Genomic DNA, 23,957 nt, shown 5'->3' with positions numbered 1-23,957 from the left:
GAACGTTGATGAATAGGCTGCCCTTAATCGCGTCGACCGGCTTGCGAGCTAACGGAGGAAGCTGGTGCCGGCAGCGTAGGTCGTGGTGGGAAGGCAACCATGATTTCCGTTAAGAACCCTTGGGCGTCCAGATTTTGACGGCGGTTGTATCGACCTTGGCTGGGATCAGCCCTTCCGCGAAGAATGCATCCGCGATGCGCTGCTGTTCGGACAGTCCGGAGACGGTGACTGAGCCGACCTGATAGGAACGATGGCTGTTGGCTTCTTCAACAGTCGGTGCGTCGATACCCCAGAGGCCGGCGAGCAAGGTCGCGGCGTCCTTCGGGTGAGCTTTGACCCATCTACCGGTCTCGGCGAGTTTGCCGAAAATGATGTTCAGCACATCGCCGTGGCGATCTGCAAAGGCGGCTGACGACAGATAATAGCGTTTGTAGCTTGCAAGGCCGTTGCTGCCGTCAGCCAGAACCCGTCCGCCCGACTGGCGGCTCGCGCTGGTGAGGAATGGGTCCCAGGCAACCCACGCATCGACATTGTTGCTGACGAACGCCGCTCGACCGTCGGCAGGCGTCAGATAGGCCGGCGTGATGTCTTTGAAACTCAGGCCAGCCTTTGCCACGGCGGCAAGAAGCAGAAAATGGCTGCCGGCGCCCTTGGTGACCGCGACCCTTTTACCCCTGAGGTCGGCCAGCGTTTTGATGGGCGAAGACTGCGGAACCAGGATGGCTTGCGCCGACGGCGATGCAGCTTCCTCGGCGACGTAAGCCATTTTGGCGCCCGCGGCCTGCGCAAAGATCGGCACGGTATCGGCCACGTCAGCGCCGAAATCGATGCTGCCGACATTGACCGCCTCCAATAGCGGCAGTCCGCTGGTGAATTCGTGCCAGGACACGCTGATGCCAAGCGGAGCAAGCGCCTTTTCAAGTTCGCCATTGGCCTTGAGGATGGCGGTCAGTGTCGACGATTTTTGATAGCCGATACGGATCTCGTCGGAGACGGCGGGTTGCGCCAGAGCGGCCGTCGCCAACAAGCCGAGGGCGCCGACGGCAAGGCGGCGCATAATGGATGCAATAGAAGGCATGGTCGGAGTTCTTTCTTCGGCGGCGAGAGCGGCTAGCTGACACTCGATGGCTCTGCCCGTGACACGAGCCGGTCGGGGGTGCCCGGCGACCCTCATTTGCAGGTAATTGCCGTCTGGTAGCAATTCCGGAAAATGGACGGGGCTTGGTGATAAATTCTCCGTATGCTGCTCCTATGAGAATTACGTTTCAGAGCGCCCGTCCTAGTTTCACGTAGCGTCGGCCGCCGGGAAATTGCTATCCGTTTCCGTGCGTTCCGCTGACGTGCCAACCCGCTCGCGATGTGGAGAACAGGATTGTTGCCCTGCGGCTAAGGGTAGGCGTTTCCGTTTCGATGAACGGTGAACGCAGCCGCTTCGTTATTTTATCGCTCGGATGATTGAAGCCAAAAACGATCGGGGTTAGTGCGAAGCGAGCACGTACCATTTGATATTTTTGGAGAGGCTTATGCGTATCTTTGTTGCGATTATTGTTGCTGCGCTCGCGCTGGCCGGTGCCGCGAAGGGAGAGACCGTTCGGGTCGGCGTGACTGCCGGTCCGCACGCCGAGATCATGGAGGTCGTCAAGAAGGTGGCCGCTGAGCACGGCCTCGATATCAAGGTCATCGAATTCTCGGATTATGTCATCCCGAACCAGGCCCTCGCGCTCGGGGATCTCGAAGCGAACTCGTTTCAGCACGAACCCTATCTGAAAAACCAGATATCGAAGACGGGATGGAAGATCGTGAAGGTGGCCAACACGATCGCTTCGCCGCAAGGCGTCTATTCGTTGAAATACAAGAAACTGGCCGACCTGCCGGAAGGAGCGCGGGTTGCCATCGCCAATGACCCGTCAAATGGCGCGCGGGGCCTGATGATCCTTGCCCTTCACGGCCTGATCAAGCTGAGGGATCCCAACAACGTCGTATCGACGATTTCAGACATTACCGACAATCCGAAAAAATTGCGTTTCGTCGAACTCGATGCGGCGCAGTTGCCGCGCTCGCTTCAGGATGTCGATCTGGTGTCGATCAACAACAACTACGCGGTTCAGGCCGGCCTTAATCCCGCGACCGACGCGATTGCCCACGAGAGCGCCGACGGGCCGTGGGTCAACATTCTCGCCGTACGCGAGGAAGACAGAGACAAGCCTTGGGTAAAGCAGCTTATCGAGGCCTATCACTCGGATCCGGTGAAGAATTTTATCGATACGCGCTTCAAGGGCACGTATATCGCGACCTGGTGAGGACGTGCCATATCCGGCTGTAATGTATCCAGCTGTAAGCCTGCGCTACGCCGCAGGGAGGCGCGCTGTCGTGGCACGACGGGTGAAAGCGTCATTTGCGGTGCTAGATGGCGACGCTATAATCCTTCGGTGAAGGGAGCGGATTGTCGTCGGCAACTGCTCTTTAGCCTGACAACCTGTCTTGCGACATTGTGCTTCCGCGGGGCGTTCATGGCCCATGCAGGTGACGGCGTTTAGGGTTCTCGAGCACACGAAGGCAGTCATTTGATTGATTCATCAACAGCCCCGCCGCCGCGCTCGCTAAGCGAAATCACGAGTTTTCATGCTCACGTCTATTACGATCCGACGACGCGCTCGGAAGCCGAGCGGCTGCGCGCCTGGATCGATGAACGCTTCTCCGTCACACTGGGCCGTTGGCATGATGTGAAAGTCGGGCCGCACGATCAGGCCATGTTTCAGATTGCCTTTGCGGTTGACGTCTTTCCGACTTTGGTGCCGTGGCTGATGCTCAATCATGGCAGACTGAGCATATTGGTCCATCCGAACACGAACAATCCGCGCCGAGACCATAGCGCAAATCCGCTTTGGATCGGGCAGCCCCTTGCCGTGCGTGCGGAAGGCTTGCCGGATGAGAGTGCGACGGAGCCGCCGCTTTCGCCAAACACGAGGCCGGTCAAGCCGGCGTAATTTGCCCTCTCCTGGAGAAGCTTCGAACGAGGCGTAAAGCGGGACAAGCGCGGCATCACCGACACCCGTACGCGTTGAACCCCTTCGAGAATCAGCTGTACAATGAGACAGGCTTGAGACTTGGACTGAACGGTCATCGGCGACTGAAGCGCGGTGTTGCTGCGAGAAATCAGCACTGAAGTGACGCTGTCAGATGCGGTCCGCAACCGAGCTTTGCGCCGTCTGTAGCCCACCATCGTTGGTCGGGTGTGGCGTAGCTGCGTACGAACGATCGGGCAGAGACGATCTATGGATATTGCAGCCCCAATTCCTTGTCCGACGTCCCGCGCGGACGAACGGGCTTCCCGCGCAAGCAGCGCGGGATCAATGGAGCGGGCCGCGCTGGATCTACAGTTGTTCGAGCAGTTGCTGACCAGCGGCGGGGACGAGCGCATCGCTGTCGATCCTTCTACAGGCCGTAACCGCTACGGTACGCCTCCAGGAAAAGCTTGCGACGAGGTGTGGTTCGCTTCTTCCACGGCGACTGCCATATCGCCACGTGGATATGAAGCGGCCCTCGAAGCATATCGTTCCGTCATACATTCAGACGATGCTTGTTCAATTCCGGCCTGGTTCGATCGCATCCGTGCGCGATTGCTAAGGCTTTTCGGCACTTCGGGGTCGGAAGTCATTTTATCCAGTTCCGGCACAGAGCTGGAAATCATCGCGCTTTTTCTGGCGCGAAGCATTTTAGGTGGGCCGCTGACAAATCTGATTGTCGGGCCAGGCGAAACGGGAAGGGGTGTCCTGCTGGGCGCTTCCGGGCGGCATTTTCTTGGCTCGGCGCCTTTTGTCGAAAGAGTCGCACGTGGATATCTGATCGAAGGGTTTGATATCCCTGAGTCCACCACCGAGACGGTCGAAATTCGTGACGGCTGCGGGTTGGCGCTTTCGGCCGATACGGTTGATCACGAAGTCGTCGAAAAGGTCGAAACGAACATCGCCAACAATCGATGCGTCCTGATCCATTTGCTCGATTGCTCAAAAACCAATCGCAGCGGCCTCCGGCGATCCACCGCATCTGCGCTCATGGCGCGATACGGCAGCCGGGTTCTTGTGGTCGTCGACAGTTGCCAATTGCGATGCTCTCCCGAACAGATTCGGGCAGATCTTCGTGCCGGGTTTATGGTGATGATCACCGGTTCGAAGTTTGCCGCAGGACCCCCGTTCTCGGGGGCCATTCTTCTGCCTCCCAAAATCCGGGAGCAACTTCGGTGTCTCGACATGCCGCCCGGCTTGCTCGCATATACCGCAGCTGACGATTGGCCCTTCGCGTTGCGCAGGGAAATCAGGCGGGAGTTCGCAGTCACCGACAATTTCGGCGCAGGCTTGCGATGGGAAGCGGCCTTGGCCGAACTGGAAAAGCTGTTCGCCTTGCCAGTCCAGTTCCGCGAAAGCGTGATCCGGGTATTCGCAAATGCGATCGAAAGGCACGTTCTTGGAAATCCACGACTTGAACTGATCGATCACGGCGCAGCCGACGGGTTTCACTCGGCCAGGACAATATTTTCAATTGTAACACTCGCTCAGGATGGCGCGTCCCTGGCGCCCGATGCCGTCTATCGCGCATTAAGGGCGCCGCTGCGTGATAGCTCCCTTCCCAAAGCATTCGAGCGAGTCTTTCACGTTGGCCAGCCCGTTTCGATTGGAAATCGTGACGCGCTTCGCATTTGCCTGAGTGCACCCCAAATCGTCGACGTGGCGGAGAGGATGGCAAAAGAGCAAATGTTCGAGGCTGCCGTCGCGCCGTTACTGGCCGACCTCACCAGTCTTTTTTCCAAATGGCAGCACGTCACTGACGACCTGTGTCGCCGCTCGTAAGTGATTGAAATCTGGCGCCCGACAGGATTCGGGACTGGAGCTAGCACTACTTTGGCAGATTATTCATGCCGCTGCTTTTTGCCGATTTTTCTTCGGCAGTACGGGCATCGCTGAGGTCGTGGTTGAACGATGAGATCGACGATGGCTTGGCGTACGGCTGGCAGGCTCGGCTGCGGCGGTGGACCGTTGATTCTTTTTTTTCCGCCCCACTTGTGCGAGACGGCGGTGCTGGAGGAACGCGTAAGCGATCATGGTCATGAGCGTATGTCGATGGAGGCCTTGCCAGGATCTTCCTTCGAAGTGATCGAGCCCGAGTTCCTCCTTCAACTGCTGATGGGCCTGTTCGCAAATCCACCGCGCTTTGATCGTGGCAGCTAACGTGCGCAGATCCGTTTTGGCCGGCAGATTGGCGAGGTAATACTTCTTCTCCCCCGAGCTGCGATGCTCGCCGATCAGCCACGCCTCATCTCCGGGAAGGTGCTGCTGGCCCATGTCCTTGATCCGCTGCGGTGGTCCATCGGCGGTCCGGACGCGCACCGCGGCGAAGCGGGCTTCCAGCCGCCCCTTGGTTCCGTTTCGCCAGCTTACATTCTGCCACTTGGCGTTGGCCAACATGTCTTCGGCCGCTCTCGACAGAATATCCGGAATGTGCCGCTTGCGGGGACGACCCCGAGCCGCAACTGGCCAGATCAGCTTGACCCCGACCGGGTACACCTTGAGGTGACGAGGGATACCAACGGCCCAGAAAAGCCCGCGTGTCGTGAGCCCCTGACGGAACGGTGCGCTGAGGCCGTAACCGGCATCCGCCAGTACACAGCCGAGGCGAACTCCGGCCGCGATCACGCGATCGATCTCAGCCAGCGCGATCTCTGGCTTGGTCCGCGCTGCGCGATACTCGACGGGAACACCGGTGCGCTTCAAACGCGCCGCATCGCTCGTCCAGCTCTCGGGAAGGAAGAGACGCAATGCCACCATCACCGGCACTTCACCGCGCGCAAGCGTCAGCGACACCAACGTTTGGCAATTGGCCGTCTTGCCGAGAGACGAAGCATATTGCGCAGCCACACCAACCGAACGATCGCCCTTCTTCGGCAACGCGGTGTCGTCGATGACCAGTACCGCATCCTCGCCACCGACCAGCCGATCGGCCTGAACGAGCAGCTCCGACTCCAATGGCGCCGCATCCCAGACGCCATCAGCGATAAAATGGTGCAACTGGTCATAGTCCCCCGGCGATAGCCGCGCCGCCATCGGCTGCACGCTCTTGCGATCGCCCGGTCCGATCAGCCCCGAAACATACAGCGGACACATCCGCCGTCGCGCCTTGTGCCCTAACCGATCCAGAAATGGCTGGAGCCAGCGTCCAAGCTCATCTTCCCAGTTCGACGTCCTGCCCGCCATGGTCGGCCCTCCAAATGCCGACCACCCATGAATCACCGAAAATCTGATTCGGGAATCCAGTTGAGCCGATCAATCGTCGAAATCTGCCAAAGTAGTGCTAGTCCGCCTCCCGTTGAAGTGGCGAGGTCGTTCTGTTCGTTTGACGGCCTTCGCATAGAAGAGCCGTCGCGTCGCGACGGCAAGATTGGATACCCATTTCATTGACCAATTCGCTGGATCGTCGGATATTTAATGCGGCAGATTGCGCTGCCGAGGGTTACCGTATGAGACCAAATGACAAGCCAGTGGTGGGCGATATGCGTAAGCGCATTACCCGCCGTTGCGTCTCCGCGGCGACCGGAGCCTGTCGCTGATTCCGGCGTAGTACAGACCTACAGACCCAACCATGAATCAGACAGGAGCGCCGGCACTCCGGCGAATGAGCACACATGCCCAAAGCCTACATCATAGAAGTTAGAAATCGGACGGCCGGAATCGTCGCTGGCGACGAGCATGGATTCCGGTTCTTCTCCTCGGAACGAGCCTTCGACAGCCTCGAAGGCCGCGAGTTCGGTTCCGCGCGCGATGCGGAACGCGCGGCAAGCGCGCTGCTGGCGAGCCGTCGCTCCAAGGTGAGCCGCTCAACGGTCACCGCCGCATTCTGACGAACACGGCCAAACCCCGAAGGGACAAGTCGATGATCACAAGACGAAATATTCTCGGCGGAGCGCTGATTCTTGCCGCGTTCGCGATATCTCCCGCGCAGGCACAGGACAAGCCGTCCGAAATTCGTATCGGCACGCAGAAGGGTGGTTTCTTTCCGGCGGTGCGGCAGCGTCATTCGCTGGAGGATGCGTTCAAGCCGCTTGGCATCGAGATCGAGTGGATCGACTTCCAGTTCGGCCCGCCGCTCCTGGAGGCGATCAATGCCGGCAGCGTCGACTTCGGCTTTGTCGGCGATACGCCACCGATCTTCGCACAGGCCGGCGGCGCTGGAATCCGCTACGTGGCGGCCGTCAAATCAGAGGGAACGACGCAGGCAATCATTGTCCCCCGGGATTCGCCGATCAAGACGCTGGCCGATCTCAAGGGGAAGCGCATCGCCTTTGGCAAGGGATCGAGCGCGCACAATTTGCTCGTCGCGGCCCTGGAGAAGGCCGGGATCGCGTGGAGCGACATCACGCCAGCTCCGCTCGCACCGGCTGATGCGACCGCAGCGTTCGTGAAAGGCTCGGTTGATGCCTGGTCGATCTGGGATCCCTATCTCGCGCTCGCAGAACTCAAGGAAAACGCGCGCGTGATTGCCTTCGACAAGGACGTTCACAAGCCCAACGCCTTCTACATCGCGGGTTCGGATTTCGTGGAGAAATATCCGTCGCTGGTTGCACGGGTTAATGCCGTTTTCGCGTCCGAAGGCCAGTGGGCCGACCAGCCATCACGAGGAGGTCGCGAAGGCGCAGGCGGAGGCGACCGGCGTCGATATCGAAGCCATCAGGCGTTTCGTCAATCGATCGAGCTACCGTGTCGTTCCTGTTGACGATGAGGTGATCAAGAGCCAGCAGGCGGTCGCCGACCGTTTTGCGCGGCTGGGTCTGATCCCGAAGCCGGTCAACGTTTCCGACATCGTCTGGAAATGGACGCCGGGCTCCTGATTTCCCTGGTTCGATCGCGATGATACGTGTTTTACTTGCGTCCGCTCATTCGAGCGTCGAGGGGCCCCTCGTTTTCCGGGCATCCCAACTTGCGGCTCGATCATCGAAACGCTCACTTGTCGCCGCAACTGCCTGATCGGATAGGTGCGTAACCAGAAAGCAATCCAGCGCATCTGCGAACTCACAGGCGAAATCCCGATAGACAGTCGCTTCTGTTGTGGTCGCGACGCGGAGGCGGAGCGGCGGCCTATTCCAGTCCCAGCTTTCGCGCCGCCGCAAATAAAATTTATCAAGGGCCCGGGTAAACCAGGGCGATCGGGCAACTTCCGCAGCTTGCGAACAGCTTTCCGCCTCGAAGGCAAAAGCCGGCGCATCGGCAATTTCGAGGACGAATATCGATCGTTCGTTCGTCGCCACGCGGATGTCCTTGCGTTTAGCATCGCCGCCGGCGGTACCACCCGTTCTCACATTACGGACCACCGATGCGACTGACCGCCCAAGTGGACCAGCGAGAGTCGATCGGGTCAAGAAAACGGAATTTTGTTGTTGAAGGGAAAGCAACCCGTTTTCAACTGGGAACCGTCCCATATCGAGTTGGACTCTTTCAATCCTTCGAGCCAACCTGATCGATCGATCATTTTTGCGGCAAGTGAAGCCGCGGTCTCATCAGCGCGTGGCGCGGGCCGACGACCGAGTGAGGCGAAGCCTGCCGTGGGTTCGCGGCAGAAACTGTGCGCCCTTGGCGCTGAGAAAATCGAGCATCGCCTGCGCTGGCGGCAGCAAAACCTTGTCCTTGCGGGCGAGCACGAACCATTGCCGGACGACGGGGAGGCCATCAACATCGAGCGTCACCAGGCGTCGTTCGTCCAGTTCGGTCGCGACCGTATGCGCGGAAATGAAGGCAATGCCTAGTCCCGCGATCACTGCCTGCTTGATGGTCTCATTGCTGCTCATGGCCATGCCGATCTTCGGGCGAACGCCGGCGGTTTCAAATAATTGCTCCATCAGGCCGCGCGTTCCGGATCCGGGCTCCCGCGTCAGGAAAGTTTCGTCGGCAAGGGCGGTCAGCGAGAGGCGGGCTTTTCGCGCCAGACGGTGCCCGGTCGGTGCGATGATGACATGGGGATGATCGCCGATCAGGTGCACATTCATGGGAACGTCCACCGGCGGCCGGCCCATGATGGCGATATCGAGATCGTAGCCCCGAAGAGCCGTGCCAATTTCCTGCCGGTTGCCGATCGAGAGCGTGACATCGATATTCGGATAAGCCCGCGAAAATGCCGAGATCGCGAACGGCACGAAATATTTCGCGGTGCTTACCGCACCGATCGAAATACGTCCGGCGGTCTTTCCCGTGATCATATCCAGCGACGTTTCGCAGGATACGATCGCCGCCTCGATGCGCTCGGTCAGCGCAAGAACTTCGCGCCCTGCATCGGTCAGCAGCATGCCGTCGCCGGTGCGCTGGATCAGCGACAATCCGGCGAGCGCCTGCAGATTGCGAAGCTGGAGCGTAACGGCGGGCTGCGTGAGATGAAGCTGCTTGGCCGCCGCGGTGACCGATCGATGTTTATGCACAGCCGCCAGCGCACGCAGTTGGCGGATGGTCAATTCGCGCAAAAACCGGCCCGCCATCGCAACCACCTTTATAATAAAAACTTTGTCACTGCCAAAGATAACAAAATTTCCCTAATTCAGCAAATTGCGCTTCCTTAGGGGACGGATTGCCGGACGGCGAGACGTTTTGAGACGCCCCGAAAGAGGGCACAGGGGAGACGTCCATGGACGAGCGCGTAACCTTGCGTTCGCATCTCGAACGGTCCGCATCGCAGACGCCGCTGGGCGCCGCGGTCGGCGACGTGATCAAGGCCATCGCTGCCGCCGCGGTCGATCTTGCCGCATTGATTGCCGATGGGCCGCTCGTGGGCATCACCGGACGGAATGGCGGTATCAATTCCGACGGCGATCAGCAAAAGGATATCGACGTTGCTGCCGATGAAATGATGCGCCGGGCATTGCGCAATACCCCGGTCGCCGCGGTTCTCTCCGAGGAAGCGGCGCTGCCGGAAACCCTGCATCCCGATGCGCCGTTATGTGTGGCGATCGATCCGCTCGACGGCTCGGCCAATCTCGAAAATAATATCTCGGTTGGCACCATCTTTTCGATCCGCCCCAGGGGCAACGATATTCTTTCGACCTTCTTTGAGCCGGGCACGGCGCAGTGCGCCGCCGGGTTCATCGTCTATGGCCCGCAAACCACGCTGGTTCTCGCGCTTGATGCGAGCGTCGATATCTTCATTCTGAACCGGCGCACGCAGGAATTTGTGCTGACCGCAGCGGGCGTTCGGGTCGCGCCCGATACGCCCGAATTCGCCATCAACGCATCCAATCGCCGGCACTGGCATGGTCCGGTTCGCGCCTATATCGACGAATGTCTCGCCGGCACCAATGGCGGCGGCGCGGCAGATTTCAACATGCGCTGGATCGGTTCGCTGGTTGCGGAGTCGCTTCGGATTTTGGTGCGCGGCGGTGTGTTTCTCTATCCGGCCGATGCCCGCCCCGGCTATCGCGAAGGAAGGCTTCGCCTGCTGTACGAGGCCCATCCGATGGCGCTGGTGATGGAATGGGCGGGTGGCGCGGCATCGACCGGGCGCCGGAGAATTCTGGAACTGGGAGCGAAAACACCGCACCAGCGCGTGCCGCTGATCATGGGCTCGGTGCGAGGCGTTCGCGACGTCGCGGCCATCCACGAAGGTATCGAACCGATGTTTGACAATAGCGACGCACCGCTGTTTGCGCGGCGCGGCCTGTTTCGCTGAGCAGGATAAAACATGTCGCGCAGTCATCCCATCATATCGATCACGGGTTCATCGGGCGCCGGCACGACGTCGGTGAAAAAGACGTTCGAGAATATCTTCCGGCGTGAAAAGGTATCCGCAGCCTATATCGAAGGCGACGCGTTTCACCGCTACAACCGCTTCGAAATGCGTACAAAGATGTCGGAGGAAGGCGAGCGCGGCAACAAGCATTTCAGTCATTTCAGTCCGGAAACCAACCTGTTCGAGGAGCTGGAACGGGTGTTCCGCGACTACGGCGAATCCGGCACCGGAACGACCCGGCATTACGTCCACGACGATGACGAAGCCAAGTTGTACGGCGCGGAGCCGGGCACGTTTACCGAATGGGGACCGCTGCCGGAAAAGTCCGATCTCTTGTTCTACGAAGGCCTGCACGGCGCCGTCGTCACCGACAAGGTCAATATCGCGCAATATGCCGATCTCAAGATCGGCGTCGTGCCGGTCATCAATCTGGAGTGGATCCAGAAGCTGCACCGTGACCGCAGTGACCGCGGCTACACCGCGGAAGCGGTGACCGATACCATCCTGCGGCGGATGCCGGATTATGTGAACTACATCTGTCCGCAATTCGCCGAGACCGATATCAATTTTCAGCGGGTGCCGACGGTCGATACATCGAACCCGTTTATCGCGCGATGGATTCCAACGCCGGATGAATCGATGGTGGTGATCCGCCTCAAGAATCCGCGCGGCATCGATTTTCCTTATCTGCTGTCGATGATCCCGAACAGCTTCATGTCGCGCGCCAATTCGATCGTGATCCACGGATCGAAGCTTGATCTCGCGATGCAGCTCATTCTCACCCCGCTGATCCTGCAACTGATGGAACGCAAGAGGCGCACCGTATGACCGCTCCAGCTCTGTCCTGTATTGCCGGCCGCCCCGATGTTTTCCACACGGAAATGGCCAACGCGATCCGCTTCCTGGCAATCGACGCGGTCGAAAAGGCCAAGTCAGGTCATCCCGGCATGCCGATGGGCATGGCCGACGTCGCCACGGTGCTGTTTTCGCGCTTCCTTAAATTCGACCCGGCCGATCCGGCATGGCCGGATCGCGATCGTTTCGTCCTGTCTGCCGGCCACGGATCGATGCTGCTCTATGCGCTGCTGCACCTGACGGGCTATGAGGGAATGACGTCAGACGAACTCAGGGCGTTCAGGCAGTGGGGATCGAAGACGCCGGGCCATCCTGAATACGGTCATACGGCGGGCGTCGAGACGACTACAGGGCCGCTCGGGCAGGGCATCGCCACGGCGGTCGGCATGGCGTTGGCCGAACGGTTGACGAATGCGCGCTTCGGTAACGATTTCGTCGATCATTATACTTACGTGATCGCCGGCGATGGCTGTCTGATGGAAGGCCTCAGCCATGAAGCGATCTCGCTGGCCGGCCACCTCCGGCTCAACCGGCTGATCGTGCTGTTCGATGACAATCAGATTTCGATCGATGGCGCGACGTCGCTGTCATGTTCGGATGACCAGCTTGCGCGCTTCAGGGCTTCGGGCTGGTCGGCGAGCCGTATCGACGGCCACGATCCCGAAGCGATTGCTGCTGCGATCGAACAGGCCCGAAACAACGACCGCCCGTCGCTGATTGCCTGTCGCACCGTCATCGGATTCGGGGCGCCGAACCGTCAGGGCACGGAAAAAGCGCATGGGGCGCCGCTTGGCGCCGACGAGGTCGCAAAGACACGCGTTGCGCTGGACTGGCCGCACGAGCCGTTCCAGCTTCCGCAAGCTGTCCTCAATCAATGGTACGAGATCGGAGCACGCGGACACGCTGCCCGTCGTAGCTGGATCGAGCGCACCCGGCGCCTTAACACCGTTGCGCGTTCGGCATTTCATGATGCGCTGAACCGAAATCTGCCCTGCGAATATGCCGGCGCGATGGCGCAGATACGCGATCGCTTCGCGACCGACCGTCCGAATATTGCAACCCGGCAAGCGTCGCAGCTCGTGATCGACGACATCGCGGGAGCGCTGCCGAATTTTCTCGGCGGTTCGGCTGATCTGACCCACTCCAATCTGACCCGTGCCAAGACGCATCAGCCGGTGCGAGCCGATTTCTTCGAGGGCAACTTCATTCACTATGGTGTGCGGGAGCACGCCATGGCGGCCGCGATGAACGGCATCGCGCTGCATGGCGGGTTCATTCCCTATGGCGGCACGTTTCTCAGTTTTGCCGACTACAGCCGCCCCGCGATCAGGCTGGCGGCGTTGATGGGAGTGCGCGTTATCCATGTCATGACGCATGACTCCATTGGACTTGGTGAGGATGGACCCACCCACCAGCCGGTCGAGCATCTGGCGTCGCTGCGGGCGATTCCCAACCTGCTGGTGTTCCGGCCGGGCGACGCCGTCGAGACCGCCGAGGCCTGGGATTGCGCGTTGCAGGCGGGAACCAGCCCTTCGGTGCTGTGCCTGTCGCGGCAGGCGCTCCCTACGTTTCGCGTTGTCGACGGCGACGTCAATCAGGTGGCCTACGGCGCCTACGTGGTTGTCGAACCGGAAAATGGCCGCGACGTGACTTTGATCGCAACCGGCTCTGAGGTGGCGATCGCGCTGCAGGCGGCGAAACTGCTCGAGCGGTACGACGTCCGCGCCGCCGTCGTCTCGGCGCCGTGTTTCGATCTGTTTCGGCTGCAATCACGCGAGTACCGCACCGCGGTGCTGGGACGCGCGCCGAGGATCGGCGTCGAAGCCGCGGTTGAAGGCGATTGGGCGCGCTGGCTTGGCGACAACGGCGAATTTATCGGCATGACCGGCTTTGGGGCGTCCGCTCCGGCAGAAACGCTCTATCGCGAATTCGGGATTACCGCGGACGCCGTCGCTATGGCAGCCCAACGCTGCATCACGCGGTCACGGATGGCCGCAACCTACGCATGATGGTCCACACGCAAAGAATGACACGGAGGTTCTGATGGCGCGCATTACGTTGAGACAATTGCTGGATCACGCCGCTGAGCATGGCTACGGCGTGCCGGCCTTCAATATCAACAATATGGAGCAGGGCCTTGCGATCATGGAGGCGGCAGCGGCCGTCGATGCACCCGTCATCATCCAGGCCTCGCGCGGTGCGCGCTCTTACGCCAACGACATCATGCTGTCCAAGATGATCGAGGCGCTCGAGGAAATGTACCCCGAGATCCCGCTCTGTCTGCATCAGGACCATGGCAACGAGGAATCGACCTGCGCCACGGCGATCAAGCACGGCTTCACCTCGGTCATGATGGACGGCTCGCTCAAGGCCGACGCTAAGACCGCCGCGGACTACGATTACAACGTCGATATCACCCGCCGGGTGGTCGAGATGGCGCACTGGATCGGTGCGTCGGTGGAAGGCGAGTTGGGGGTGCTCGGCTCGCTCGAACATGGCGGCGGCGAACAGGAGGACGGCCACGGCGTCGAAGGCAAGGTCAGCCATGATCAATTGCTGACCGATCCAGATCAGGCCGTCGATTTCGTCCGCAGCACCAAGGTCGATGCGCTGGCGATTGCCATGGGAACCTCGCACGGCGCCTACAAGTTTTCGCGCAAGCCCGATGGCGACATTCTTGCGATGAAAGTGGTGGAGGAAATCCACCGCCGACTGCCCAATACGCATCTGGTGATGCACGGCTCATCCTCGGTGCCGCAACAGTTGCAGGATGTGTTCAATCAATTCGGCGGCGAGATGCCGCAGACCTGGGGCGTGCCAGTCGAGGAAATCGTACGCGGCATCAGGCACGGCGTCCGCAAGGTCAATATCGACACCGATTGCCGATTGGCGATGACCGCGACATTCAGGAAAGTTGCGTCGCAGATCAAGGGCGAATTCGATCCGCGCAAATTCCTCAAACCCGCGCTGGACGCGATGCGCGAGCTCTGCCGCGAACGTTTCGAGCAGTTTGGCGCGGCGGGCAACGCCGCTGGGATCAAGGTGATCCCGCTGGCTGAAATGGCCAAACGTTATCGCAGTGGATCGCTCGACCCGCGTATCGGAGACATGGCCACGGCTGCCGAATGACTGAACGTCCCTCGATCGCGTCCGCCGCCAGCACAAAGGAGAACGCCATGAACGACCAATCGATGACCATCCGCGGCAAGGATCGCTACAAATCCGGCGTCATGGAATACAAGAAGATGGGTTATTGGGAACCCGATTACGAACCCAAGGACACCGACATCATCGCGCTGTTCCGGGTGACGCCGCAGGATGGCGTCGATCCGATCGAGGCCTCGGCGGCGGTGGCCGGTGAATCCTCGACCGCGACCTGGACCGTGGTGTGGACCGATCGTCTCACGGCGGCGGAGAAATATCGCGCCAAATGCTACCGCGTCGATCCCGTTCCGAATTCTCCCGGGCAGTATTTCGCCTACATCGCCTACGATCTTGATTTGTTCGAGAACGGATCGATCGCCAATCTGTCGGCCTCGATCATCGGCAACGTGTTCGGTTTCAAGCCGCTGAAGGCGTTGCGGCTCGAGGATATGCGGCTGCCGGTGGCCTATGTGAAGACGTTTCAGGGCCCGGCGACCGGGATCGTGGTCGAGCGCGAACGCATGGACAAGTTCGGTCGTCCGCTGCTTGGCGCCACCGTCAAGCCGAAGCTCGGCCTGTCCGGCCGCAACTACGGCCGCGTGGTCTATGAGGCGCTGAAGGGTGGGCTCGACTTCACCAAGGACGACGAGAACATCAATTCACAGCCGTTCATGCATTGGCGCGAGCGTTTTCTCTATTGCATGGAGGCGGTCAATAAAGCGCAAGCGGCGTCCGGCGAGGTCAAGGGCACGTATCTCAACGTCACTGCTGGAACCATGGAGGACATGTATGAGCGCGCGGAGTTTGCGAAGGAACTCGGCTCCGTCATTATCATGATCGACCTCGTGATCGGCTACACCGCGATCCAGTCGATGGCGAAATGGGCGCGCCGCAACGACACGATTCTGCATCTGCACAGGGCAGGGCATTCCACCTACACGCGGCAGCGCAACCATGGCGTCTCGTTTCGCGTCATCGCCAAATGGATGCGCCTTGCCGGCGTCGACCACATTCATGCCGGGACGGTGGTTGGCAAGCTGGAAGGCGATCCTGCGACGACCCGCGGCTATTACGACATCTGCCGTGAGGATTTCAATCGGATGCAACTCGAGCACGGCGTGTTCTTTGACCAGAACTGGGCGAGCCTCAACAAGCTGATGCCGGTCGCATCTGGCGGCATTCACGCCGGCCAGATGCATCAGCTGCTCGATTATCTCGGCGAAGACGTAATCCTGCAATTCGGCGGCGGAACCATCGGCCATCCGATGGGCATTCAGGCCGGCGCTACCGCGAACCGCGTGGCCCTGGAAGCGATGATCCTCGCCCGCAACGAGGGCCGCGACTATCTGCACGAGGGTCCGGAAATTCTCGCCAAGGCGGCGCAGACCTGCACGCCGCTGAAATCAGCGCTGGAGGTCTGGAAGAACGTGACCTTTAACTATGAGTCCACCGACATGCCCGACTACGCCCCCACCGCCAGCGTCTCGATGTAAGGAGCCGGATCATGCGTATTACCCAAGGCTGCTTTTCGTTCCTGCCAGACCTCACCGACGAGCAGATCTCCCGGCAGGTGCAGTATTGCCTCGGCAAGGGCTGGGCGGTGAACATCGAATTCACCGACGATCCGCATCCCCGCAATAGTTTCTGGGAAATGTGGGGCCTGCCAATGTTCGATCTGCGGGATGCCGCAGGCGTGCTGATGGAGTTGAACGAGTGCCGTAAGGTCTACGGCGACCGCTACATCCGGATGTCTGCGTTCGATTCCAGCCATGGCTGGGAATCGGTGCGGCTGTCGTTCATCGTCAACCGGCCAAAGGATGAACCTGGCTTCCGGCTCGAGCGCCATGAAGTTGCCGGCCGCAACATCCGATACACGACCAAATCGTATGCCGTCGATCGTCCCGAAGGCCTACGCTACGGGGGCAAATGAACGTGCAAGCCGTTTCACCCGCGATCTCACAGAATGAGTCCGAACCGGCTCCGGCGGACCGGGTCGATCTGCGCCGCGAATTCAACGAAGTCGGCATTGGCGAGGTGCTCGATCAGCTGGACCGCGAACTGATCGGCCTCAAACCGGTCAAGACGCGAATCCGCGAGATCGCCTCGCTGCTGCTGATCGAGCGTATCCGCAAGCGGATGAATCTGACGTCCGATGTGCCGACACTGCACATGTCGTTCACCGGAAATCCAGGCACCGGCAAGACGACGGTTGCACTGCGGATTGCCAGCATCCTGCATAAACTCGGCTTCGTGCGCCGCGGCCATGTCGTATCCGTCACCCGAGACGAATTAGTGGGTCAGTATATCGGCCACACGGCACCCAAGACGAAGGAGATTCTAAAAAAGGCGATGGGCGGGGTCCTGTTCATCGACGAAGCCTATTACCTGCATCGTCCTGACAACGAGCGTGACTATGGCCAGGAAGCGATCGAGATTTTGCTGCAGGTAATGGAGTCGCAGCGCGAGGACCTGGTGGTCATTCTCGCCGGCTACGGCGACCGGATGGACAAATTCTTCGCCAGCAATCCCGGCTTCCGGTCGCGCATCGCGCACCACATCGATTTTCCTGACTATGCCGACGATGAGTTGCTTGCCATCGCCGAACTGATGCTGCGTGACATGAACTACAAGTTTACGCCTGACGCGCGGGGCGCTTTCGTGCGGTACATCAGTCTGCGCAAGACCCAGCCGTTGTTCTCCAACGCCCGCTCGATCCGCAACGCGCTCGATCGTATGAGGCTCCGGCAGGCGAACCGCCTTGTCGCCGATCTCGATCATGTGCTGACCGCCGAGGATATCATGTCGCTGGAGGCGTCGGACGTGCTGGCGAGCCGGGTGTTTTTGAACAGCTCCGGCGGATGAATATCAACTTAGCGAGCAATTTGTTCCTCGAGGATAAATCTCCGCAACCCGCGCGCTCGTTTTATCTCCGCAATCGTGGCGAGCTCCGACGAGCGGAGCACTACCGCCGGAAGGAGCAAACTTGTGCGCCGATTGACCAATAGCCGCTGGATTTTGTCCGAGAGAGAAATCGCTTTGCCTGGGAGAGAAATATCGGCTGTCAGGACTGGCCCGTAGGCGTTCGACACCAAACCTTCCGCACTTGCGCGATGTCGGGCGCGGTCCTAGTTTCAAGTTCGGCGTGGAGTTCGCGCCAAAACCTGGGAGGATGGAATGACCTGGAAGACCCCTAAAATTGTCGAAGTGCCGGTGGGCATGGAAATCAACATGTACGCCTGCGCAGCGCGCAAGTAGACCGCATCGAAGCGATCGGCCCGGCTCGACCGGCAGTTCCTGTGTCGAGCCGTGGCAGGTGTCCTGCCAACGACTGCAAAACATTGGACCGACGCCCGGCCGCCCTTAAGAGCGTCAAGCGAATCAAAATTATGCCGGGACGCCGTTCGTTTGCGTGACCGTCCCCTTAAGTTCGTGCGCCCAGGCTTTGATGCGGGGAAAGCATGCGGCGGCAAGCGTGTAAGGCTAATATCCTCTCGTCGCGCCGAAGCGGACGTTTTATTCGCAAGGAAAGTCCGGGGACAGACTACCGTGCTGCGCCTTGTGAATTGCAGACGGAGCAACTCCGAAATACTCCCGGAACACGCGGCTGAAGTGCGACGAACTCGAAAAGCCCCACGAAAATGCGACGTCCGTGATGGTTTTTCCGGCCTGGGCCTCCAGCTCCTGGCGGCAGTTCTGCAACCTTGCGTGCCGGATGTAGTCGCTGATGGTGGTACCCCTGTCGCTGAACAACATGTGCAGATAGCGCTTGGTGCAGCTTAGTGCCGCCGAGATCTGATCGATGGAAAGATCCGGGTCGCGTAGATGTTCGCGAATGAAGAACTGCGCCCGGACATACATCGCCTCGGGCCCGACACGATCGAACATTGCGTCGGGCTGGCGGAGCGGCAAGAGCAGGAGGTCGATCAGCGCATCGGCTACCCCGATCGCGTTGTTCGGCGACAGCTTGGTCGCTTCGTCGAACGCGGCATGCACAAAGTTATAGGCGATCCGGCCGGTGCCGGTGCGCGCCGAGAGTTTGCATGCCGACATCTTCGCCAAGCGGAAGCCGCGCTCCTGCAGCAGTTCCTTCGGCACGATGACCACCTCGTGTCGTGTCAGCGTCGGGCTGACGATCGTGTGCGGACAGGATACATCGTAGGCGAGACAGTCACCGGGTATCAGCTCGATGCGGCGGCCACTCTGCTCGAAATGCGAAATCCCGTAAGTCTGAAACAGTATCTTGACGAACGGATGGTCGCCGAGTTTTGCGCGCGAGGCGGTATGCGCCAGCCGATGCTGGCTGGCCTCGATCTGACAGAGCTTCAGCTTCGAAACCGTCGTGTAATTGATCCGGCCTTCGAATGACGAAGCCTCCAGCGGATCGATGTCGAATTGGCCGCAAAGATCGGTCAGTGCATCTGACCAACATTGGATCTGCTTCTTCGGCGCCAATCCGGAAGTGTTAAGTGAGCGGACCGTGTCGGACATTATCCAGCCACCGATTCGAGATCAAAACATGACTACTTGCCGCGAGAGGCCTCGAGTCATGATGGAGCGAGTTTTACCTCAATTTAAGGCGGTCATTGCAGTTCGAACAGCACGCTTCCTGACATCCCTTTGATAATCCTCCGACTTAGTTTCAGCGCCGTCAAGGGGAACCTCAACCAATGGTCGCGCGTTGCGGGCCAATGGGGTGAGGTCAAAACGGCTAACGCATCGCAGCATGGGGGCGCCGCCTGCGAAAATCACGGGCGCTGGTCAAAAAGTTCGTTGTGTTCGCTTTCGCGCAAACGCGCTTCCCTCTTGGGCAAGTTTTCTGTTTCCGAACCGGGTAGGGATACCAGCGAAGAAAACTGAAAAGTGGGCCGTTTTTACGGAACCCTTCGCTAACAATTGGGAGGATTGACGATGCGCAAGGTGCTACTCGCTACCGGTCTTGGCCTCATTGCTGTACAGGGATCAGTGTCGCGCGCCGACGAGGCGCTGGACAAGCTGGCCAAGGATCCCAAACAATGGGTTATGCAGCAGGGCGATGACGCCAACACCCGATTTTCCAAGCTCAATCAGATCAACGCCTCCAACGTCAAGAAGCTGCAGGTAGCCTGGACCTTCTCAACCGGCGTGCTGCGCGGTCACGAAGGCGGGCCGCTGGTGATTGGCGACGTGATGTATGTGCACACGCCGTTTCCGAACACGGTCTATGCGCTCGATCTGAATCACGATGGCAAGATCATCTGGAAATACGAGCCCAGACAAGATCCCAATGTGATTCCGATCATGTGTTGCGACACCGTCAACCGCGGCGTCGCCTATGCCGACGGCAAGATCTTCCTGCATCAGGCCGATACGACGCTGGTCGCGCTCGACGCCAAGACGGGAGAAAAAGTCTGGTCGGTGATGGACGGCGAAGCCGGCAAGGGCCAATCCGGCACCGACGCGCCGTTCGTCTACAAGGACAAGGTTCTGATCGGCGTTTCCGGTGGCGAATTTGGCGTTCGCGGCTGGGTCAGCGCCTACAACATCAAGGACGGCAAGCTGGCCTGGCGCGGCTTCTCGGAAGGGCCGGATTCCGACACCCTGATCGATCCCGCCAAGACGACCTCGCTCGGCAAACCGGTCGGGCCTGATTCATCGATCTCCACCTGGGAGGGCGATCAATGGAAGATCGGCGGCGGCGCCACCTGGGGCTGGTATTCCTACGACCCCGAACTGAACCTCGTCTATTACGGTTCAGGCAATCCCTCGACCTGGAACCCGGTGCAACGTCCCGGTGACAACCGCTGGTCGATGTCGATCTGGGCGCGCGACCTCGACACCGGCAAGGTCAAATGGATCTACCAGATGACCCCGCACGACGAATGGGACTTCGACGGCGTCAACGAAATGATCCTCTCCGATCAGAACATTGACGGCAAAGCACGCAAACTGCTGACGCACTTTGACCGTAACGGCTTTGGCTACACGCTGGATCGGGCGACCGGCGAATTGCTGGTTGCGGAAAAGTTCGATCCTGTCGTGAACTGGGCCACCAAGGTCGACATGGACAAGTCGTCCAAGACCTATGGCCGTCCGCTGGTGGTCGACGCCTATTCGACCCAGCACGGCGGCGAAGACCACAACTCGAAGGGCATCTGCCCGGCAGCACTTGGCACCAAGGACGAACAGCCCGCGGCCTATAGCCCGGAGACGCAGCTGTTCTACGTCCCGACCAACCATGTCTGCATGGACTACGAGCCCTACAAGGTGTCCTACACCGCCGGTCAGGCCTATGTCGGTGCCGCCGTGGCGATGTATCCGCCCAAGGGCGATACCAACATGGGCAATTTCATCGCCTGGGACGGCAAGACCGGCAAGATCGTGTGGTCCAACAAGGAGCAGTTCTCCGCCTGGGGCGGCGCATTGGCAACGGCCGGCAACGTGGTGTTCTACGGCACGCTGGAAGGCTATCTGAAGGCGGTCGATGCCAAGACGGGCAAGGAACTCTACAAGTTCAAGACCCCGTCGGGCATCATCGGCAACGTCATGACCTATGAACACGGTGGCAAGCAATACGTCGGCGTTCTCTCCGGCGTCGGCGGTTGGGCGGGTATCGGTCTTGCGGCCGGTCTGCTGCAGCCTGAAAACGCCGCCGCCTGGCATGGCGCCGTCGACCAGGGCAAGTTGCCGACCAAGGACAAGACCGTCGACACCGCGGGCCTTGGCGCCGTCGGTGGCTATGCCGGCCTGGCGTCCTACACCTCGCTGGGCGGAACGTTGACGGTGTTCGCGTTGCCGACCGAATAACGGGCGGCACCAGGCGGAGCCAACGACAAATCGGCGCGCTGCAATCGTGCTGCGCGCCGATTTTGTTTCAACGTTGCATGAGGACAGTCTTACGTGAAGATCAATCGCTGGAAGTTCGCGCTCGTGGTGTTCTTGGGCGTTTCTGCAAGTAGTGCTGCATTCGCCGACGGGTCGGGTGATCCGGCCGTCGCTTCGTCCGATAACGGCAAATACGCCGACAAGGACGGCAACCCGACCTATAAAATAAGCGCAGACGGGATGGTCGACTGGTACACGTTCTCCGGCTTTCGCCGCTACCATTCGGACTGCCATGTTTGCCATGGCCCCAATGGCGAGGGATCGAGCTACGCGCCGGCGCTGGCCGAGTCATTGAAGACGCTGAGCTACACCGATTTCGTCAATGTCGTCACCAACGGCCGCAAGCATGTCGATGCCGCCAACGACAAGGTCATGCCGTCGTTTGCCACCAACGTCAATGTGATGTGCTACATCGACGACATCTACGTGTATCTGCGCGCACGCGCCAACAACGCCATCCCGGGCGGCCGGCCGCCCACGCACGAAGACAAGCCGGAGGCGGCCAAGGAGGCCGAGACCAGTTGCACAGGTATCAAATGACTAAGTCGAAAAGTCGTGAACGAGCGTAGCGCGGATGACGGCATGTTTTGCGATGTTGAAGAGCGCAACAGGAGTATAAGATGAAGACACGCGCCGCAGTCGCGTTCCAGGCCAAGCAGCCGCTGGAGATCGTCGAGTTGGATCTGGAAGGCCCGAGGGCCGGTGAAGTCCTGGTCGAGATCAAGGCGACCGGCATTTGCCATACCGATGCCTATACGCTCGATGGTTTCGACAGCGAGGGGATCTTTCCCTCAATCCTCGGCCATGAGGGCGCCGGCATCGTCCGCGAAGTCGGCCCCGGCGTCACCTCGATCAAGCCGGGCGATCACGTGATCCCGCTCTACACGCCCGAATGCCGCGAGTGCAAAAGCTGCCTCAGCCAGAAGACCAATCTCTGCACCAAAATCCGCGCCACCCAGGGCAAGGGTGTGATGCCCGACGGCACCTCGCGCTTCAGCCATAAGGGTCAGACCATCTTCCATTACATGGGCTGCTCGACCTTCTCGAACTTTACCGTACTGCCGGAGATCGCGGTCGCCAAGATCCGGCAGGACGCCCCGTTCGACAAGAGCTGCTACATCGGCTGCGGCGTGACCACGGGGGTCGGCGCGGTGGTCAATACCGCCAAGGTCACGCCGGGCGCCAATGTGGTGGTGTTCGGCCTTGGCGGCATCGGGCTCAATGTCATCCAGGGCGCGCGGATGGTGGGGGCCGACAAGATCGTCGGCGTCGACGTCAACGATGCCAAGGAAGAATGGGGCCGCCGCTTCGGCATGACCCACTTCGTCAACCCCAGGAAGATCGACGGCGATATCGTCCAGCATCTGGTCGGACTGACCGACGGCGGCGCCGATTTCACCTTCGACTGCACCGGCAACACCACTGTGATGCGCCAGGCGCTGGAAGCCTGCCATCGCGGCTGGGGCGTCTCGGTGGTGATCGGGGTGGCGGAAGCCGGCAAGGAGATTGCGACGCGGCCATTCCAGCTGGTCACCGGACGGGTCTGGAAGGGCTCGGCGTTCGGCGGCGCGCGCGGCCGGACCGACGTGCCGAAAATCGTCGACTGGTACATGAACGGCAAGATCGAGATCGACCCGATGATCACCCATGTCCTCAAGCTCGAGGACATCAACAAGGGCTTCGATCTGATGCACGAGGGCAAGTCGATCCGTTCGGTCGTCGTGTTCTGAATCAAAAGCGTCAAACACAAGGAGGATAGGCCTATGACTGTTCATATCCACCCATCGATTGACAGTGGCGTAAAGAAAGGCTCGGGCAGCTTTGCCGGTGGCACCCTGGTCTGCAAATGCAAGGACCGGCCGGTCAAGGTCGGCATCAAGGGAGATGTCGCCCACAATCACGCCTGCGGCTGCACCAAATGCTGGAAGCCGGAGGGCGCGGCGTTTTCGGTGGTCGCCGTTGTCCCGCGCGACAACGTGAGCGTTCTTGAAAACGGCGACAAGCTCCAGATCGTCGACACCTCGGCGGCGATCCAGCGCTACGCCTGCAAGGTGTGCGGTACGCATATGTACGGCCGCATCGAGAACAAGGGACATCCGTTCTATGGTCTCGACTTCATCCATCCCGAACTGTTCACCGAAGGCGGTTGGTCAGCTCCCGGCTTTGCAGCGTTCGTATCCTCGGTGATCGAATCCGGCGTCCCTCCGGCGGAGATGACTGGAATCAGGTCACGCCTCAAGGAATTGGGGCTTGAGCCTTATGACTGTCTGTCGCCGCCGCTGATGGATGCGATTGCCACGCATGTGGCGAAATCCAAGGCAGCCTAGTAAGGCAGCCTA

Annotated in this window: 21 protein-coding genes and 1 pseudogene; 17 read left to right on the top strand and 5 right to left on the bottom strand. The window is 60.0% G+C overall.

Going from position 1 to position 23,957, the window contains the following annotated elements:
• Nucleotides 1–109 precede the first annotated feature (109 nt).
• A complete protein-coding gene (locus BLV09_RS11450) occupies nucleotides 110–1,078 on the bottom strand; it encodes an aliphatic sulfonate ABC transporter substrate-binding protein (protein ID WP_146687362.1) in 969 nt (322 codons plus the stop codon).
• A gap of 445 nt (nucleotides 1,079–1,523) precedes the next feature.
• Between BLV09_RS11450 and BLV09_RS11445 the strand changes: the two genes are divergently transcribed.
• The 3 genes from BLV09_RS11445 (at nucleotide 1,524) to BLV09_RS11435 (ending at nucleotide 4,847) form a co-directional block, all read left to right on the top strand.
• Nucleotides 1,524–2,300, top strand: coding sequence for a MetQ/NlpA family ABC transporter substrate-binding protein (locus BLV09_RS11445; RefSeq protein ID WP_146687361.1), 777 nt, complete (start codon nucleotides 1,524–1,526; stop codon nucleotides 2,298–2,300).
• A gap of 264 nt (nucleotides 2,301–2,564) precedes the next feature.
• The gene (locus BLV09_RS11440) at nucleotides 2,565–2,987 is read left to right on the top strand and encodes a DOPA 4,5-dioxygenase family protein (RefSeq protein WP_146687360.1); all 423 of its coding nucleotides are present in this window, start codon (nucleotides 2,565–2,567) and stop codon (nucleotides 2,985–2,987) included.
• 393 nt (nucleotides 2,988–3,380) lie between these two features.
• Nucleotides 3,381–4,847: a hypothetical protein gene (locus tag BLV09_RS11435; RefSeq protein WP_146687359.1), complete on the top strand. Its 1,467-nt coding sequence runs from the start codon at nucleotides 3,381–3,383 to the stop codon at nucleotides 4,845–4,847.
• A gap of 63 nt (nucleotides 4,848–4,910) precedes the next feature.
• Here the strand turns inward: BLV09_RS11435 and BLV09_RS11430 are convergent, their stop codons facing one another.
• A complete protein-coding gene (locus tag BLV09_RS11430) occupies nucleotides 4,911–6,248 on the bottom strand; it encodes an IS701 family transposase (RefSeq protein ID WP_167558652.1) in 1,338 nt (445 codons plus the stop codon).
• Nucleotides 6,249–6,676: 428 nt separating this feature from the next.
• On the opposite strand from BLV09_RS11430, the gene BLV09_RS11425 reads away from it, so the two are divergent.
• Nucleotides 6,677–6,892 carry a hypothetical protein gene (locus BLV09_RS11425; RefSeq protein ID WP_146687358.1) on the top strand — a complete coding sequence of 72 codons (216 nt, stop codon included), beginning with the start codon at nucleotides 6,677–6,679 and terminating at the stop codon, nucleotides 6,890–6,892.
• 32 nt (nucleotides 6,893–6,924) lie between these two features.
• Nucleotides 6,925–7,879 (top strand): annotated as a pseudogene (locus BLV09_RS11420) (aliphatic sulfonate ABC transporter substrate-binding protein).
• Between the two features lie 45 nt (nucleotides 7,880–7,924).
• Here the strand turns inward: BLV09_RS11420 and BLV09_RS11415 are convergent.
• Both BLV09_RS11415 and BLV09_RS11410 read right to left on the bottom strand, forming a co-directional pair.
• Entirely contained in the window at nucleotides 7,925–8,467 is a 543-nt protein-coding gene (locus tag BLV09_RS11415; protein ID WP_146687357.1) for a hypothetical protein, read from the bottom strand.
• Between the two features lie 78 nt (nucleotides 8,468–8,545).
• On the bottom strand, nucleotides 8,546–9,514 hold the full coding sequence (locus BLV09_RS11410) for a LysR family transcriptional regulator (protein WP_146687356.1): 969 nt from the start codon (nucleotides 9,512–9,514) through the stop codon (nucleotides 8,546–8,548).
• 146 nt (nucleotides 9,515–9,660) lie between these two features.
• Here BLV09_RS11410 and BLV09_RS11405 point away from each other — a divergent pair, with 146 nt between their 5' ends.
• From BLV09_RS11405 to pqqA, 8 genes are all read left to right on the top strand, one after another.
• The gene (locus BLV09_RS11405) at nucleotides 9,661–10,698 is read left to right on the top strand and encodes a class 1 fructose-bisphosphatase (protein ID WP_146687355.1); all 1,038 of its coding nucleotides are present in this window, start codon (nucleotides 9,661–9,663) and stop codon (nucleotides 10,696–10,698) included.
• Nucleotides 10,699–10,710: 12 nt separating this feature from the next.
• Complete coding sequence (locus tag BLV09_RS11400) at nucleotides 10,711–11,586, top strand: phosphoribulokinase (RefSeq protein ID WP_146687354.1); 876 nt, start codon at nucleotides 10,711–10,713, stop codon at nucleotides 11,584–11,586.
• Nucleotides 11,583–13,622 (top strand): transketolase, encoded by a 2,040-nt coding sequence (gene tkt, locus BLV09_RS11395; RefSeq protein ID WP_146687353.1) that lies wholly within the window; start codon nucleotides 11,583–11,585, stop codon nucleotides 13,620–13,622. The genes BLV09_RS11400 and tkt overlap by 4 nt, the downstream gene beginning before the upstream one ends.
• Before the next feature lie 34 nt (nucleotides 13,623–13,656).
• Entirely contained in the window at nucleotides 13,657–14,742 is a 1,086-nt protein-coding gene (fba, locus tag BLV09_RS11390) for a class II fructose-bisphosphate aldolase (RefSeq protein WP_146687352.1), read from the top strand.
• A 47-nt stretch (nucleotides 14,743–14,789) separates the two neighbouring features.
• Nucleotides 14,790–16,250, top strand: coding sequence for a form I ribulose bisphosphate carboxylase large subunit (locus BLV09_RS11385; RefSeq protein WP_146687351.1), 1,461 nt, complete (start codon nucleotides 14,790–14,792; stop codon nucleotides 16,248–16,250).
• Between the two features lie 11 nt (nucleotides 16,251–16,261).
• Entirely contained in the window at nucleotides 16,262–16,687 is a 426-nt protein-coding gene (locus BLV09_RS11380) for a ribulose bisphosphate carboxylase small subunit (RefSeq protein ID WP_146687350.1), read from the top strand.
• On the top strand, nucleotides 16,684–17,619 hold the full coding sequence (gene cbbX / locus BLV09_RS11375) for a CbbX protein (RefSeq protein ID WP_174556534.1): 936 nt from the start codon (nucleotides 16,684–16,686) through the stop codon (nucleotides 17,617–17,619). Before BLV09_RS11380 ends, cbbX begins: the two co-directional genes overlap by 4 nt.
• Nucleotides 17,620–17,931: 312 nt before the next feature.
• Entirely contained in the window at nucleotides 17,932–18,012 is an 81-nt protein-coding gene (gene pqqA / locus BLV09_RS11370) for a pyrroloquinoline quinone precursor peptide PqqA (RefSeq protein WP_035721241.1), read from the top strand.
• Between the two features lie 258 nt (nucleotides 18,013–18,270).
• Here the strand turns inward: pqqA and BLV09_RS11365 are convergent, their stop codons facing one another.
• Nucleotides 18,271–19,245, bottom strand: a complete 975-nt coding sequence (locus tag BLV09_RS11365) for a helix-turn-helix domain-containing protein (protein WP_146687349.1) — start codon at nucleotides 19,243–19,245, stop codon at nucleotides 18,271–18,273.
• A gap of 420 nt (nucleotides 19,246–19,665) precedes the next feature.
• Between BLV09_RS11365 and xoxF5 the strand changes: the two genes are divergently transcribed.
• The 4 genes from xoxF5 (at nucleotide 19,666) to gfa (ending at nucleotide 23,945) form a co-directional block, all read left to right on the top strand.
• Nucleotides 19,666–21,540, top strand: a complete 1,875-nt coding sequence (gene xoxF5, locus BLV09_RS11360) for a lanthanide-dependent methanol dehydrogenase XoxF5 (RefSeq protein ID WP_146687348.1) — start codon at nucleotides 19,666–19,668, stop codon at nucleotides 21,538–21,540.
• 99 nt (nucleotides 21,541–21,639) lie between these two features.
• Nucleotides 21,640–22,158 (top strand): c-type cytochrome, methanol metabolism-related, encoded by a 519-nt coding sequence (locus tag BLV09_RS11355; protein ID WP_244549157.1) that lies wholly within the window; start codon nucleotides 21,640–21,642, stop codon nucleotides 22,156–22,158.
• An 80-nt stretch (nucleotides 22,159–22,238) separates the two neighbouring features.
• Complete coding sequence (locus tag BLV09_RS11350) at nucleotides 22,239–23,348, top strand: S-(hydroxymethyl)glutathione dehydrogenase/class III alcohol dehydrogenase (RefSeq protein WP_146687347.1); 1,110 nt, start codon at nucleotides 22,239–22,241, stop codon at nucleotides 23,346–23,348.
• A 33-nt stretch (nucleotides 23,349–23,381) separates the two neighbouring features.
• Nucleotides 23,382–23,945: an S-(hydroxymethyl)glutathione synthase gene (gfa, locus tag BLV09_RS11345; protein WP_100380942.1), complete on the top strand. Its 564-nt coding sequence runs from the start codon at nucleotides 23,382–23,384 to the stop codon at nucleotides 23,943–23,945.
• Nucleotides 23,946–23,957 lie beyond the last annotated feature (12 nt).

Origin of the sequence: Bradyrhizobium canariense (assembly GCF_900105125.1) — a bacterium.
GTDB lineage: Bacteria > Pseudomonadota > Alphaproteobacteria > Rhizobiales > Xanthobacteraceae > Bradyrhizobium > Bradyrhizobium canariense_A.
Note: the sequence above shows the minus strand (reverse complement) of the source record. Positions and strands in the feature narration are given on the sequence as shown.